The sequence below is a fragment of the Micromonospora sp. NPDC005237 genome, from assembly GCF_040607775.1.
Classification (GTDB): domain Bacteria; phylum Actinomycetota; class Actinomycetes; order Mycobacteriales; family Micromonosporaceae; genus Micromonospora.
Genome location: NZ_JBEXHJ010000022.1, coordinates 1 through 14,086 on the forward strand (window position 1 = coordinate 1; position 14,086 = coordinate 14,086).

The 14,086-nt window shown below is 66.3% G+C and carries 13 protein-coding genes and 1 pseudogene; 7 read left to right on the plus strand and 7 right to left on the minus strand.

Translation table 11 applies throughout. The annotated features are described in order from the left end of the window. Positions 1-336: 336 nt before the first annotated feature. A complete protein-coding gene (locus ABZT87_RS31110; RefSeq protein WP_355140010.1) occupies positions 337-1,674 on the minus strand; it encodes a PIN domain-containing protein in 1,338 nt (445 codons plus the stop codon). Between the two features lie 762 nt (positions 1,675-2,436). Continuing rightward, positions 2,437-2,973, minus strand: a complete 537-nt coding sequence (locus ABZT87_RS31115; protein ID WP_355140012.1) for a helix-turn-helix domain-containing protein — start codon at positions 2,971-2,973, stop codon at positions 2,437-2,439. 65 nt (positions 2,974-3,038) lie between these two features. Here ABZT87_RS31115 and ABZT87_RS31120 point away from each other — a divergent pair, with 65 nt between their 5' ends. Continuing rightward, the gene (locus ABZT87_RS31120; protein ID WP_355140014.1) at positions 3,039-3,452 is read left to right on the plus strand and encodes a nuclear transport factor 2 family protein; all 414 of its coding nucleotides are present in this window, start codon (positions 3,039-3,041) and stop codon (positions 3,450-3,452) included. A 309-nt stretch (positions 3,453-3,761) separates the two neighbouring features. After that, the gene (locus tag ABZT87_RS31125; protein WP_355140016.1) at positions 3,762-4,286 is read left to right on the plus strand and encodes a GNAT family protein; all 525 of its coding nucleotides are present in this window, start codon (positions 3,762-3,764) and stop codon (positions 4,284-4,286) included. 102 nt (positions 4,287-4,388) lie between these two features. On the opposite strand, the gene ABZT87_RS31130 is transcribed toward ABZT87_RS31125, so the two are convergent. Further along, entirely contained in the window at positions 4,389-5,108 is a 720-nt protein-coding gene (locus tag ABZT87_RS31130) for a VOC family protein (protein WP_355140018.1), read from the minus strand. A gap of 266 nt (positions 5,109-5,374) precedes the next feature. On the opposite strand from ABZT87_RS31130, the gene ABZT87_RS31135 reads away from it, so the two are divergent. Both ABZT87_RS31135 and ABZT87_RS31140 read left to right on the plus strand, forming a co-directional pair. Then, on the plus strand, positions 5,375-6,025 hold the full coding sequence (locus tag ABZT87_RS31135; protein WP_355140020.1) for a PhzF family phenazine biosynthesis protein: 651 nt from the start codon (positions 5,375-5,377) through the stop codon (positions 6,023-6,025). A 346-nt stretch (positions 6,026-6,371) separates the two neighbouring features. Continuing rightward, complete coding sequence (locus tag ABZT87_RS31140) at positions 6,372-6,866, plus strand: SRPBCC family protein (RefSeq protein WP_355140022.1); 495 nt, start codon at positions 6,372-6,374, stop codon at positions 6,864-6,866. A 213-nt stretch (positions 6,867-7,079) separates the two neighbouring features. On the opposite strand, the gene ABZT87_RS31145 is transcribed toward ABZT87_RS31140, so the two are convergent. Both ABZT87_RS31145 and ABZT87_RS31150 read right to left on the minus strand, forming a co-directional pair. Then, positions 7,080-7,799 (minus strand): IS6 family transposase, encoded by a 720-nt coding sequence (locus tag ABZT87_RS31145; RefSeq protein ID WP_355140024.1) that lies wholly within the window; start codon positions 7,797-7,799, stop codon positions 7,080-7,082. 296 nt (positions 7,800-8,095) lie between these two features. Beyond that, on the minus strand, positions 8,096-9,190 hold the full coding sequence (locus ABZT87_RS31150) for a glycoside hydrolase family 19 protein (RefSeq protein ID WP_355140026.1): 1,095 nt from the start codon (positions 9,188-9,190) through the stop codon (positions 8,096-8,098). A 1,368-nt stretch (positions 9,191-10,558) separates the two neighbouring features. Here ABZT87_RS31150 and ABZT87_RS31155 point away from each other — a divergent pair. After that, a pseudogene (locus ABZT87_RS31155) lies at positions 10,559-10,708 on the plus strand (IS110 family transposase); the annotation flags it as partial. Here the strand turns inward: ABZT87_RS31155 and ABZT87_RS31160 are convergent. Then, complete coding sequence (locus tag ABZT87_RS31160) at positions 10,648-11,160, minus strand: hypothetical protein (RefSeq protein WP_355140028.1); 513 nt, start codon at positions 11,158-11,160, stop codon at positions 10,648-10,650. The pseudogene ABZT87_RS31155 and the gene ABZT87_RS31160 sit on opposite strands and share 61 nt — an antisense overlap. A gap of 291 nt (positions 11,161-11,451) precedes the next feature. Here ABZT87_RS31160 and ABZT87_RS31165 point away from each other — a divergent pair, with 291 nt between their 5' ends. Both ABZT87_RS31165 and ABZT87_RS31170 read left to right on the plus strand, forming a co-directional pair. After that, positions 11,452-11,859 carry a nitroreductase family deazaflavin-dependent oxidoreductase gene (locus ABZT87_RS31165; RefSeq protein ID WP_355140030.1) on the plus strand — a complete coding sequence of 136 codons (408 nt, stop codon included), beginning with the start codon at positions 11,452-11,454 and terminating at the stop codon, positions 11,857-11,859. Between the two features lie 800 nt (positions 11,860-12,659). Then, the gene (locus ABZT87_RS31170; RefSeq protein ID WP_355140032.1) at positions 12,660-13,007 is read left to right on the plus strand and encodes a hypothetical protein; all 348 of its coding nucleotides are present in this window, start codon (positions 12,660-12,662) and stop codon (positions 13,005-13,007) included. A gap of 51 nt (positions 13,008-13,058) precedes the next feature. On the opposite strand, the gene ABZT87_RS31175 is transcribed toward ABZT87_RS31170, so the two are convergent. Then, a complete protein-coding gene (locus tag ABZT87_RS31175) occupies positions 13,059-13,691 on the minus strand; it encodes a hypothetical protein (RefSeq protein ID WP_355140034.1) in 633 nt (210 codons plus the stop codon). Positions 13,692-14,086: the final 395 nt, after the last annotated feature.

The following is a 14,086-nucleotide window of genomic DNA, read 5'->3' on the forward strand; positions in this document are numbered from 1 at the left end:
GTCAGCACCTCGCTCATCCGCATACGGAATTCCACCACGTACGCGACCGCCCGACGACTCTCTTGTCGATCATCCAGTAGCTCCCTGCCTCGAGTACCGGTGAGCCGGCAGAGGCCATGCACGCTTCTGCCGCGATCCGCGCGGCACGCAGCGTGACGGCTGGAGCTGCCGCTCCCCATTCGGAACTGCCGATGAGCGGATGTCTGGGAACAGGCCGGGGCTAGACGACGCGATCCTGGTGCCGACCGAGCGCTGGAAGTTGGTTGATCACGTCGCTGGCGTGGAGCGGTTCCGGCGGTCGACCGATCCCGGGTCCACGTGTGGCCATTCGGCGGGTCAGGGTGCGGCGCCGGTGGTATTACTGTCACGCGCTACAGGCGGGGCGACCATGGACTTGGCGGCTTGGCCGACGAGCTCCCTTCCCTGACCTCGGGTCGCTGCGTCAGCAGGCGACCCGTCAGGTGGCGCCTTCCACGGGTGAGGGTCCTCGCCGACCAGGGGATGCGCGCCCTCGAACTCGCACTCCTCTACGAAGTCCATGCCCTGTTCGAGTCGGATCTGGAAGCTGAGACGCGCATTCGTTGTGGTGCCGACGTAAGCCATGTGGTCGTTCCAGTCCCACTCAAGGACATAGACACGCTCGTCCTCGCTGCGGTAACCGAGGTCGCTCTTGTATGCGAACCCGTCGAGAGTGACCTCGGCATCGATCTCGGCCTGAATGAGAAGCGTGCTGTCCTGGTAAGTCTCGTAGGTCTGCCAAATCAGCGTTGATTCGTCGGGCTCTATCGAGGCAATCGAAAGACCTTCGAGCTCACTAGGAATGGTCAGCTCCGTAAAGTCGAGGCCTGACGTCGTTGGATTGCCGGTCTCGACCTCCTCGCCGGCGAGCTGTTCCAGTGCCTGCATGACGGCGTTCTCGACGACCTGGTCAACGGACAAGGGCTCGGCATCGGAGCTGCGGGTGCTCGCGGCGAGTGCAAGGAACGTAGCTAGCTGCTCGGGAGTCTTGGCGAGTCCGGCCACCATTGGCGCCAGCGCGCCATGCTTCAGAAGTTCTTCGAGATCTGCTACCCGAGCCAATTCTCCAGCAGCACTCTTGACTTCGGCATACAGTTCGGGCGCGAGGGCACCGGTCTCGTCGCAGTAATCGGTGGAGTTGTTGGTGACCAGGAAGATCTTGTCGCCTGCCTCTGACTCCATCACGACCTGCTTAGCGGTCTCCCAGACGAGAGTGTCGCGGAAGCCCTTTCCGTTGTCGGTGAAGGGCTTCTTACGAGCGAGGTCACGCCGGAGAACACTCTCGATGTCGACGTGGTCCGGAACTGGCTCCACCTGGATGCCCAGTGACACTAGCTTCGCGCGTGTCTCCTCCTCGAACCTGGCCCTGTCTGGCGTCCCCATCACAGGTGTGCTGTCGACCAGGCTGCTCGCGTCGATGCCCATCTCGGTGAGCTTCTCGCGGGACTTCTTGATGCCGGCGATCTTCCCGTTCGCGGTCTGGATGGTCTTCGAGACTTCAGCCTCCCAGTGCCGAGCCGTCTCCCGGAGGACCACATCAGGCAGCACAACCTGGATCTTTGACTCGTCGCACAGGGTGAGCAGTTGCATCCAAGAAGTGGATTTCATCATGACGTCGATGAACGTCGTGGTCGTGTCGACGATGACTGTGATCAAATCCTGCCTCCTGTCACAGGCTCTCCCGCACGATAGCGTCGCACCGCCAGCGGCCCGCGATCTGGTGCTGGACAGCAGCTGATGAACCAAGCCTCAGGGAGTTACCGCATCTGCCGCTGACATTGCGCGGCGATCGTGAGCGCATTTCCCGGTCAACCGATGCAGCTGTGGGGGCCAGCGCTGGTGCCAGCCAAAGCATCGGGCCGGCAGCTTGCGAGCGGTCGACGGTCGGCGGCCGGCGAGCCGGTGCGAGCCGGGTTGGGGGAGCAGGTTGGGAGCAGCGGGGTGCCCTGAAGGGCCTTGAACTGCGTCCAACGGCGTCGAACGGCGCTCAACTGCACCCACCCCTGCCTGCGGCTCCGCGTTGCCGCAGGTCAGAGTCGGTGCGGCGTCCTGTTGACATCCGAAATGGTCACCTCTCGCTGCCTCAAACACGCATAGCGCAGCGCGGCATGTCGGGCCGTCGAGTTTCGTCGCCGCACGGCCGACTGCCATCAACGAGGAGCGATCCGAGTGGCATCCCTGGGGGCGCCGACGTGCCGCTACCTGGGACGGCTATCCCACAGGCAACACCCTGACCAGGCACCTCTGGTTGGTGACCTCTTTGGCGTGCCCGAAGTGGTCAGCGCTGGCGCCCCCGCGGAGGCGGTAGGGCGGCGTCCGCTCATGTCGATGTGCGGATGGTTGATCAAGCAGTGGCAGCTGCGTCGGACAGCCCTTTAGCTGCGGTCAGGCATGGTCTGCTTCGCCGACGGGTGGCGGTCAGTTGCGTTTCAGGCCGGCGAAGATGACCTCGAGCGTACGGGTCTGCAGCTGCTCGTCCCACCCACCGTGCAGGGCTCCTTGGCACACGCTGGCAAGGAGTGCCATCACCTCGGGTAGTCGAACCGTGGCCGCGACGTCTCCGGCGGCTCGGGCTTGTTGCAGCAACCTGTCGACCGCGTCCTCCAAGTGGCTGACCGCGTCGGGCAGCCGGATGTCCACCCCGGAGCCGGCGAGCAGGTCGACGACGGTCTTCTTCGCTGCGGCCTGCGCCACCATGTGGGTCAAAAAATCGAACAGGTCCCGCTGTTCGGCGTCCTCGACAAGCTGCGCCAGCAGCCGCTTCATGATCGCGGCGAGCAGGTCGTCCTTCGTGGGGAAGTGGCGGAAGACCGTGCCGATGGCGACACCGGCTCGTCGGGCCACCTCCTCGGTGGAGCCGCGGGGACCGAACTCGGCGAAGACCGCCTCGGCGGCGTCCAGGATGCGTGCGCGGTTGCGCTGCGCGTCGGCGCGCAGTGGCGTGCCCTCTATCAAAATGAGCCTCCACTCACTATCCTCGACGCAAGTCGAGTGTTGACTCATTATCCGGAGGGACCATCGTGACACCAAGAGCAATCTTCGACAGCATGCGCGCCCACTGGCTCGCGAACCAGCCCACCTACGAGGCTGAGATGCTCGCCGACGATGTCGTGATCGAGACGCCGTTCGCCGCACCCGGCCGCCCGACGCGCACCGAGGGCAAGCAGCGGGTCCTCGAGTACACACGAGCCAGCCAGGCGGCGTTCCCCGTCCGTTTCGACGACTGCCGCGACGTGGTCGTGCACGAGACCGCTGACCCCGAGACGATCGTGATCGAGTACGAACTGGTCGGCACGCACACCGCGACCGGGGCAACCGCCTCGTCGCCCTTCATCGCGGTGATGCGGACCCGCGACGGCAAATTGGCCCACTGGCGCGAGTACCAGCACACTCTCGCCATCGCTCAGGCCGTCGGTCACGCACAGGGCTCATGAGAGGCCAGACCGCCGATGGTGATGGCAACAGGAACAGCCGACAGCCCCAGCACTGCAAACAATGCACCCGGCTTCGAAGATGGAGGTGACCGGCGATCCGCCGTGTCTGGGAGTCGGCGCTCAGACGCTGCCCCGCTTCGCGGTCGACCTTGATCGAGTGCACGCTCCTGCCGCGATCCTCGCGTGGCGGAGCGTGACGGCGGCCGCTACCGCTCGGCATCCTGATCTGCCGAATTGAGGTTGCCGAGCTCAATTGCTCGGGCTGCCTGAGAGCCCCAGAATCGGGGGCATGCTGCCGACGGAGATGCCGTGTCTCGTCGAGCCGCCGGCGCGCTTGCGTGCGTTCCGGTTGGACGACGCCCCGCTCGTCGCCTCGGTCGCGTCGGACCCTCTCATTCCCCTCATCACGTCAGTGCCGCCCTCCGATGCCCACGAGGAAGCCGCTGCTACCTTGAACGGCAGCACCAACGACTCGCTGAAGGGTCTGGCTACTCCTTTGCGATCGCGGACGCCGAGACCGACGAAGCTGTGGGGAACATCGGCCTCTGGACCAGCCACATCTCCACCGGGCGCGCATCGACGGGCTACTGGATCGCACCGCAGCACCGGCGCCTCGGATACGTGCGGGCCGCTTTGAGCGCCCTCACCGCTTGGGCTAGCTCACTGGACGACGTCAAGCGGCTGGAGCTGTTCGTCGAGCCATGGAACGAGGGCTCGTGGCGCGCCGCAGAAGCCTGCGGCTACCAGCGCGAAGGACTCCTGCGCAGCTGGCAGCAGGTCGGCACCGAGCGCAAAGACATGTACGTCTACAGCCTCATCCCTGTCCGCGACTGAACGCACGGATCTGCCGCGATCCGCGCGTGGCGGAGCGTGACGGCGGCCGCTACCGCTCGGCATCCTGATCTGCCGAGATGAGGGAGGCGTTCGTATGGTGAGTTACCGCAGTGCTGCTGCGAGTTCGGCGGCGTTGTCGAACGCGGCTGCCGCCCTTTCGGATTCGGCTTTCGTGAGCGTGACGGACTGGGCGCGGGCCAGCATCTCGGCCGCCGTCTCTGGGTCGTGCAGCACCAGCGCGAGTTCGGCGCGGTAGACCAGGACCTCCACCTGCTCGACCGGGTCCTCGCCGGCTTGTGGGCGGGCCAGCGCGCTGTCGAGGATCCGAACGGCCTGGCCGACGTTTCCTCTGGAATCGGCCTGCACGACAGCATTCGCCAGTGCTTTGGCCAGCCGCCCGGCAGGCGTGGCGGCCGGCACGGGCGCGGTGGCGGCGTGCCGAAAGACGCGGATCCAGTTGCCGCCTGGGTCGATGACGCTGAATCCGCCCAACCCGTCGGCGTTCTTCCGCGCCCTGGGCCGGGTCATCCGCGGCGTTCCGGACACCAGTACCTTGCCGTACGCGGCGCGCATGCCGGCTGCGAATGCCCGGTGTAGTTCCTCGATGTCCGAGGTGAGTACGAGACAGGAGCCGTAGGACTGCTGCGGGTCGAATCCGGCGATCTCGAAGAACTGCAGATGCAGGTCTTCGCGCTGCACCCCCACACACGCGTTGGGTTTGCGTTGCTTGTAGGTGGTGCGGAAACCGAGAACTCCGTAGAAGGCTTCGATGTCGTCAATGGATGGGCACGGCAGCAGGGGAACGGTCACCTCGTTGGTCATGCCTCCTCTATAGGCGTCGCAGGGTGTCCGTCGCACATGGAAATAGCCGATCATCGCCTGCGGTCCTCCGATCGGCTAATGACCCGGATCGCAACGCGGCCCAGCCGAACCAACGGCGGTGCCTGCCTGCCGTATGTCTCGCCAAGATCAGGCGCCCGGATCTGCCGCAAGTCGCGCGGTCATGCCGATGAGCGCACGGTGCCGGTGTCCGCTCAGCAAGCCTGCTGTGGTTAGCATCGTTTGTGACAGATATTCATGTACTTCGTGTGTTCTGCGGTCCCGGCGGTAGGTACGGAAACCAGCTCGGCGTTGTTCTTGACGGCCATGCCATGGCCGCTGGGCAGGACCGCCAAGCCATGGCCGCGCGGCTGGGCTTCAGCGAAACTGTCTTCGTCGATGATGCTGGAACGGGGGTCGTCGATATCTACACGTCGAGCGTGCGGCTGCCGTTTGCCGGGCATCCCCTGGTGGGCACGTCCTGGTTGCTGGGTCGGCTCCGAGCCAGGCCGGAACTCCTACACCCGCCGGCGGGCTCGGTGCCAACCTGGCAGGACGGCGAGTTCACCTGGATCAGGGGTCGCGCGCAGTGGGCGCCCGACAGGCGCATGCAGCAGTACGCCTCAGCCGAGGAGGTCGACTCGCTACCGTGTCCGCCGCCAGGTGACGGGTGGCTGTACGCGTGGGCGTGGCAAGACCGGGCCGCCGGTCGGGTGCGTACCAGGGGATTTCCCCGCCGGGGCGACGCCATCGTCGAGGATGAAGCCACCGGAGCGTCCGCGATCGTGCTCACCGCCGAGCTGCGCCGGGCGCTGGACATCATGCAGGGCAAGGGATCGCAGATCCTGACTCGACCAGGTCCGAACGACGCCGTCGAGGTCGGCGGCCGGGTCATCCTTGAGGAAACCCGCTCCCTCTAAATGAGCCACCCCCACAGCGCCCAAGCTAGGCCGGAAAATATCCGCACATGCCGCGATCAACCCCCTCTTCTTCCAGTGGGTAGCCGCGGACGGCACCGAGACCAACGCGCTCGGCGGCGCCTTCTCCGGTTGCGGCAAGTCCCTGACGGCCGGCAACGGCCTGGCCGCCGGCACCCAGCGCACCGGCAGCGTCGTCTTCGACGTGTCGAACAGCAAGGGCGTGCTGGAGTACCAGCACCGCTTCGAGACCGCCGGCTCCTGGAGGCCGTGACGTCGGTCGACCCCGCATGGCCGCTCGACCAGCGGGTAGGCGACAACCCGACGGGTGAACCGATGGGAGGCGGCGATGCGGGGTTCATCATCGCGGGCACACGGCGCGGTCGAAGCCCGAGTGACGATCCGACGCCCGGTGCGGGAGGTGTTCGCGTTCTACCGCGACTTCACGAGCCTCCCCCGATTCCTTGGCGACGTGCTGGCCATCGAGCAGGTCGGCCCACGAATGTCCCGGTGGACGATTCAGGGCCCGCTGGGCGTTCGGCTGACGTCGACGATGGAGGTGACCGAGGAGCGTGCGAACGAGGTCATCCGCTACGAGACGCGCTCCCTGTCCGGCCTGCGGACCTACTGGGAGGTTCACTTCACCGGCGGTCCCACCGCCGACGAGACCGAGGTACGCGAGGTGATGCGGACACCGCTGGGCAGGCTGGGCCACGCGGCCCTCGCGCTGATGGGCAAACCTCCTGCCGGCGAGGTGCCGGCGAACCTGCGCAGGCTGAAGGAGGTGCTGGAGACGGGCAGGGTGACCAGCATGGAGCATGCTGTGGCGGGCAAGTTCAGCTAGCTGGCTGCTGCCCGGCTCACAGCGATGCCGTCCGTCGGGTCTTCCGCCATGGAGGGCGGGGACGCGGGCCAGGTGAGGCGGGCGGCAGCCCGGTCCGCCGCGACGACAGGGGAGGCGACATGAGCGTGGAGCGGACGAACGAGAACATCGAACAGGTGGGTGCCGTTGCATTATCTGATCGGGAGACGCGTTACGCCCCGGTCGGGTCCGCGGTCAGATGACCCGGGCGAGTTGACTGAACGCCGAAGCGACTCGGAGCTTGGGCTGGCTGTCGAGCCCGAGTTCGTAGTGTCCGCGGCGGAGGTTCTGGATGAACGCGTGTCCGGCGATGATCACTTGTGCGGTTGGGTCGGTCCGGAGCCCGCGCAGGGGTCGTAGCCGGTGCTTGAGCTGGCTGTGGTCGGCCTCGATCGGATTGTTCGCGTGCCGCTCGACGTGGTGCCGAGCCGAGGGGATCAGGTCGTCGAGCACGGCGGGATAGACCGGAGCGGCGTCGGTGACCACCTCGCTGGGCGTCACCTTCAGCATCCGCAGTGCGCGCTGGAAGAACCGCCGGGCCGCAGCGGCATCACGGCGAGCTGAGACGAGCACGTCGATGACCTGCCCGTGCTGGTCGATCGCGCGGTAGACGTAGCGCCAAACCCCGTTGACCTTGACGTAGGTCTCGTCGACGAAGCATCGGTCACCCGGGGAGTGGCGGGCGAACCGGGCGGCGTCGGCCAGCAGCGGGGTGAACCGTTGCGCCCACCGGAACACGGTGACGTGGTCGACCTCGACACCCTGCTCAGCCAGGAGTTCCTCCACGTCCCGGTAGGAGAGGTTGTAGCGCAGGTACCGGCGGACCGCGACGACGATCACCTCCGCGGGGAACCGGAACCCGGTGAACGCCGACTTCGGCGGCGACCAGGGACGACGAGGACTCGACCGCTGCACCCGTCAAGCCTGCATTGATCCCTGGGCACGAGCAACGCAACAGACCGGACAGGTCTTACTAAAGGCACGAAGCCAGTCATACCGAGAGTCACCCCCGCCGCTGCCGGCCATCAGTCGATCATGAACCGGCCAACCTCATCAAGCCTCACAGTCATACCGGGCCGGGCGACCGAGGGTCCCCAGCTGGGGACGATCAAAAAGGTAACGGGGGCTGGAGACCTGCGGTTGGGGCGCGCGGGGTTACCGGCGGTCCGCGACGGCGAGGGTGCGGTCCGGGGCCGCACCCTCGCTGGGTGTCAGCAGTACAGATTGGTGCCTGGGTCCACGCCCAGGATCTGCGCGAACCGCTGGTAGGTGGTGACCCGGTTCTGCACGGTGGCTGGATTGCGGCCGTCGCACTCCAGGGCGCCATTGATGCTGCGGATGGTGCCGCCAAAGCCCTGGGAGCCGAGAATCGCCGAGTGCGCGGGCTGGCTGTTCGGGCCGTTCTGGGTCATCCAGTACCAGACACCGGTCTGCCACGCCACCGACGACTCGTTCTTGACCCGGTCCGGGTTGTTCAGCAGGTCGATCCCCAGCGCGTCACCGGCGGCCTTGTAGTTGAAGTTCCAGCTCAGCTGGATCGGGCCCCGACCGTGATAGGCCGACTGGCCCGCCGGGCAGCCGTAGGACTGGGAGCGGTCGCAGTACAGCGGCCAATTCGCCTGGTTCTGCTCCTCGACGTAGCGCAGCTGGCCCGACTCATGGTCGATGTTGGCCAGAAACGCCGCCGCCTCACGCTTGCGCGCGGTGGCGTCGCCGGTGCCGGTGAACGCCGGATACTTGCGGGCCGCGTCGATCAGCCCTGCGTACGAGTAGAACGGGATGCGCAGCGGGAACATCTGGTTGTACTGGGCCTCGCTGACGGGGAACCCGTTGGTGCCGCCACCCGGAGGCGGGGTGGTGCCGCCCCCGCCGGAGCAGGTGTACGGCTCCCAGTACCAGGTGCTGATGACCGGGTCGTACCCGGGATTCTCGTGCTTTGCCCGGTAGTGGTTGCCGTCGGTGTAGCGCACGATCGAGCCAGCCGGATAGAAGGTGCCCGCCGCCCAGTTCGGGTAGTTGCAGGTGCTGCCGCCTCCGCCACCACCGCCTTCACCGCAGGGACCGTTGTCCTGCCACACTCCGGAGCCACCGGTGCTGGGCGTCTCGTACTGCGTCCACCACTTCGCGGTCCAGTTCCGGCCCTGGTGCGAGACGCGCATAGAAGCGGTGTAGACCGCACTGTTGTTGTACGGCGCCGCGCAGGCTTCGGCCGCAGCCGACGGCGTGGTCGGCAGCAGCGCCGCAGCAGCACTCGCGATGGCCACGCTGACCGTCGCGATGATCGCCATCAGGCGTCTTCTGAACATGGTGGGGGCCACCTTTCGGCAGGTTCGCGGACACGACGCAAGCGGAGCATCGAGTCCCTTGGATGTACTGCAGGCGAGACCTTACTGTAAATAAAGTTCTCTAATCAACCCTGCGTGGTCTGGGATGGCCGCGCGGTGGTGACCTCGACATCCGGCGACCCCGCTTCTTCATTCAAGGAGCGAGGTCTCCCCCGCCTCGCCCGCCGCCGGGGCGCGTCACTGGCCGTGGCCGTAGCCGGGCCGGCGGCAACGGCAGGCGGTGCATCCCTTAGCCTCTCTGCCGCTCGTCGGCGGGGAGGGGCGTGCCGACGTGGGGCGAGGTGTTGTGGCGGCAGGCGGGACGGCTACGAGCTGATCCCCGAGCCCTGAAGGCGCCAAGACAATGATTGACGGGGCGCCTGTGCGGCTGCAACATTCTCCACGGACGTCAGTGGCCTCGTCTGGCGCGAGCACGGGATGCGTCAGCGCCTCGCTTCTTCCAACGCATTGGGCCGGCGGCTAGCGTGGAACTCGATGCCCGCCAGCGCTGACGGACTGATCGCCCTGCCTGCGGGCTGACGCCAGCGCCCCGGGCGTCGGACATAGGGCGCGACAGCGCGCCGAGTGTCAGTTCGAGACACCATACGAGAGCACCACCGGCGATTCCGGCGAGGGCACCGGCTAGGAACAAGTCCTGCTGGGCCGCTGCATGTCGGTCGACAAGGTCACCGCTGAGCCGGTACGCGTTGCGCGCGTCGGCGAAGGAGTCAAGCGCGGCACCCCACCGAAGGACACCGGAGTCGGGTAGTTCCGGGCTGGCGAAGGTTGGCAGCATGTCCGATGGCGGGTTGACCAACTGGACCTCGCCCTCGGAGCCTTTGGGCAACTGCGACAGTTGGAGGCCATTCACGGAGAACGCGCAGGGCCAGGGGACGGCTGCTGGTCCATGGTCGGGTGGAACCCCTCCGTGGCTTGTGAAGACTGTGGTGCCTTGGTCGCCTCCCGGACGGATGACTGCGAGGTGGCCCAGGAGACGCGCTTCTACCCTGCGATGGTTGTCCGGGAGCCGTGTGACGATGAGCCTGGCCGCGACACGGATCCCTTTTCGCTGATCGCCGACTGGGACAGCCCTGCGCCCGACACCAGACAACACGGCTGGGTCCCCAAGCCGACCCGCCCTCGTCCCGAACTCGTTGCAACCCGCTGGAGGCCAGGTGTGAAAGAGCACCTCTTTCGAGATGATCCGCCAGCCTGACCAGCTGGCCAACCAAAGTCTTTACAAGATCCCGGACGGTTCAATTGCTGTCGCCTCGGGGTCCCTGCCGCACGACAGGGTCAGGTCGCGACGACGTAGCGCAGGTCGAGGGGTGAGCGGCCGCGGAACACGTCGCTCAAGGAAAGGGACACACCCAAGCTCTCCTCTGTCTCGCCCGACGCCGCGCCGATGTCCCCTTCGCGATGCTGCGTGACGGCACGTCCTACGAACCACAGCCAGCAGCGGGCGCGTTGATCGCCGGATCCGCCAACAGCACCACCTGATCGGTCTCAACATCGAACCCGAGCACTGGATGGCTGTGGTTGCCGCCCTCGGAATCCATCAGCACCGGCTTGCCCAACAGCCGCCCGATCACCCGCAGGAAGCCGCAGAACACATCCAGTCGCTCCTGCCCCTGAAGCTCCCGCAGATCAACATCGAAGTCGATCTCCTCCACCGCATAGAACCGGAAGATCGCCAGCACGTCGGCAGTTGGCCAGACCCGCAGCTCCGCGCACTCGGCATCAGCCGGGCGGGCAAACACCGCCTCCGCCCGAGGCGCCGGCAGCACCGTCTCGCCCTCGGAATACTGAAACGTCCAGCCGCTCGCGCTGACGGCATCCAGAACCGCCTGCCAGTCATCCACCGAGGTATCCGGTACGACCACGTCCGGCAGCGAACCCATCAGGTCCGGGTCGAAGAAGTTCCTGACGTCATCCCACAGCAGATCCGGCACTGCGTCATACTGCCCGCCACCCCAAGACAACGCAGCCCGGTCTCTTCGACGAAACCCATAGGGGCGCCGACACGGTGATCGCGCGGCCGATGGCCTACAAGCGCTGAGCCAGCCGGCACCTCCGATCGCACACGAGCCAAACACCGCGGCCTCCAACGGCCGTACCTGCCGCGAACCGAGCGCCACACATTGTCACCGCCGGGCTCGTGGCGAGTGCTCGCAGTGTCACGCCCCGGCGATGACTGTCAGAATCGTCGATAAGGAGCCGGTTCACGGCGGCGAGGAGAAGGCATGAGCGACTGGAACGATAAGATCATCGACGAGTTTCGTGCCAACGGCGGGCAGGTCGGCGGTCAGTTCGCCGGCGCGCCGCTGCTGCTGCTGCACACGATCGGCGCCAAGAGCGGCGAGCCTCGCGTGCACCCAATGATGTACCAGAAGATGGACGGCGGCTACGCCGTGTTCGCGTCCAAGGGTGGCGCGCCCACCAATCCCGACTGGTACTACAACCTGCTGGCTCACCCGCAGGTCCGCGCGGAGATCGGTACGGACAAGGTGAAGTTGGTCCCCAGAGTTGCCACTGGAACCGAGCGGGAAAGGATCTGGAGCGCGCAGAAGGCCGCGTATCCGGGCTTCGCCGATTACGAGCGGAAGACCAGCCGCCAGATCCCAGTCGTCGTGCTGGAACCTGCGCCGTAGGCGGAGACGGCACAACCCCACTGCCTGCCGGTGGCAGCTCACTCCACGCGCTGGCGGTCGGTGCGCACCGTGGATCCGGGGAGCAGGTTGGGAGCAGCGGGATGCCCTGAACGGCGTTGAACTGCGTCCAACGGCGTCGAACGACACTCAACCGCACCCACCCCTGCCTGCGGCTCCACGTTGCCGCAGCTCAGAGTCGGTGCGGCGTCCTGTTTCCCGCGGAGTGCTCCCCGGTTTTGGGCAGCAGTCGACGGCGCTCTATGCCGCCTGGTAGGGGAGTGTGCGCAGGTCAAGGCGGTAAGGAGCCGTTGGCCGGGCCTGGCCTTGCAAGTGGGAGCAGATTGGGTGCAGGTTGGCGAAGGGGTCACCGCGCCCGAGGTGTTCACCGACGCCGGATAGGGACGAGAGCTTTGACCTGCGGTGACGCGGTCTAGCGGTGCGGCGTGACCTCTCAGTAGAGGTCGAAGTGGTCAGGCGTGTTGCTCCAGGATGGCCGGCGCCGGCCGGCATCTCGGTTCGCCTAACGCCACGTTTCTAGGTTTGCTGTGCATCGATGTGAAGCATCGCGGGCGAGTCTGCTGGAGTCCGTCACGGTGCCGTCATCTGAGACGCCGATCCCACGGGCAGCGCCGTGACCACGCCCTTCAGTCTGGAGACCTCTTCGGCGAACCCGAAGGTGCCAGCACCGATGCCTCGGGTCCTCGGAGACGGGCGATCCCGCACAGAAGCACTTGCGTCGTCTCCGCAAGCCGCAATCGGCTGGGCTCTGCGTCAGCAATCATGGCGTCGTAGGGTTTGGCATGCACAGCACCCTGTCGGAGCGCGCTCGGTGCCTCTATGGCGACGAGTATCGGCCCACTCCGCCGCGATGCAGCGCTGATCACGACGAGCGCTACTTCATTGAGGAGCTCACCTTCGCTGATGCGGAGTCGATCCTCGCCATGCTGCGCGAGCTGTGCCCACAGGTGGTTGACGGCCTCTTGCCGGTCTGGGTGCGGAACCTGGCCTATCGTCTGGTTCTTCTGCAGCGTCCCGATGAGCCGGCGCTGTTGAGAGAAGCTGCGCAGAACCTCTGGCTGCACGGCCCCGATTGGGATGACATCGCGGCGGACCTCACCCGCCGCGCCGAGGTCTTGGAAGCAAGCTGAGCCGGAAGCCGAACCTGATCAACGGCCTGGCGCGGGAATCCGATGACTGCGCTATCGGAGCGGCTGTACGTCCATCGGCGCGGTGATCGTGAAGTTCTTGTCGATCGCTTCAACGAGATCGGTCCCTCGCTGCTGCAATCCGATCCGCGTGGCCCATCCGGTGACGGCGTCGAGGAAGCCGATCAGGTCCCGGTGCACGTCGTTCAGTAGCCCGGGTAGCGCACGGTGTGGCAGGTCGACGTGTACGCCGGCCCACGGGCCGCGATACCGGTTCGGGCCGCCGTCTTGCCACACTCGCAGATCGTCGTTGACGAGCTCGACCTCGGGACCTGGGTCATGTCCCAGCCACGGCGAGTCGCCGATCAACACCGGGGCCCAGTCGTGCCAGTCCTCGAGCCCGGCACAGCAGCCCGGCGTTACCACCGTCCCGATGGTGCGGTCGCGGAGCTGCAGGCCGCCGGTAGCGATGAGAAGCTCCTCAGCCAGCAGTGCGTTCACGACCTCATCGCGGCCGCCAGGAGGCTGAACCTCGATCCGGCCAGCGAGCGCGGCCACGAACAGCCCGACCTGGTCATCGGCGCAGCCGGCGTTGAGCACCAACCACGATCCGGGCGCCATCGCTGACACCGGCCAAGGCGGCGGCGACCCGTCGGTGACCGCGGGTACCTCGATGACCGCTTCCATGGTGATCACCGCGGTATTCAACCCGACGCAAAGGGCACGGGTCACGCGCTTACGGAAGGTCAATAATGCGTATGTGAGCGTGGGTCGGACGGTCGGCGATCTGTAGCCGGGCGTGGCTGAGGCGTTCGGTTGATTAGTCTGCGCGGTTCAGCATGACGGCGCTGTGCACGGGGGTGCTCGCCCAAAATGCTTGCAATATCGGGTGGTGCTGCACCTCCGACCCCGCTTCACCAGTCGCATGGTCTCGCTCCGGGCCGGGTGGACTGAAGTTGAACCCGGTGTCCTGGACGTTGAGCCGGTCTAGGCCGTGTTTCGTAGGGCCTCGATATTGGGCGTGGCGGTGGTCGCTAATTGAAGAGGTCTCCGGTAGTTGGTTCAGCGACCAAGCTAGAACT

What these genes read in the sequence shown, in the direction of transcription:
- ABZT87_RS31130 (WP_355140018.1), bottom strand. Translation starts at nt 5,108, where the DNA reads ATGACCAACGAGGTGACCGTTCCCCTGCTGCCGTGCCCATCCATTGAC.
- ABZT87_RS31140 (WP_355140022.1), top strand. Translation starts at nt 6,372, where the DNA reads ATGCGGGGTTCATCATCGCGGGCACACGGCGCGGTCGAAGCCCGAGTG.
- ABZT87_RS31150 (WP_355140026.1), bottom strand. Translation starts at nt 9,190, where the DNA reads ATGTTCAGAAGACGCCTGATGGCGATCATCGCGACGGTCAGCGTGGCC.
- ABZT87_RS31165 (WP_355140030.1), top strand. Translation starts at nt 11,452, where the DNA reads ATGAGCGACTGGAACGATAAGATCATCGACGAGTTTCGTGCCAACGGC.
- ABZT87_RS31170 (WP_355140032.1), top strand. Translation starts at nt 12,660, where the DNA reads ATGCACAGCACCCTGTCGGAGCGCGCTCGGTGCCTCTATGGCGACGAG.
- ABZT87_RS31175 (WP_355140034.1), bottom strand. Translation starts at nt 13,691, where the DNA reads ATGGAAGCGGTCATCGAGGTACCCGCGGTCACCGACGGGTCGCCGCCG.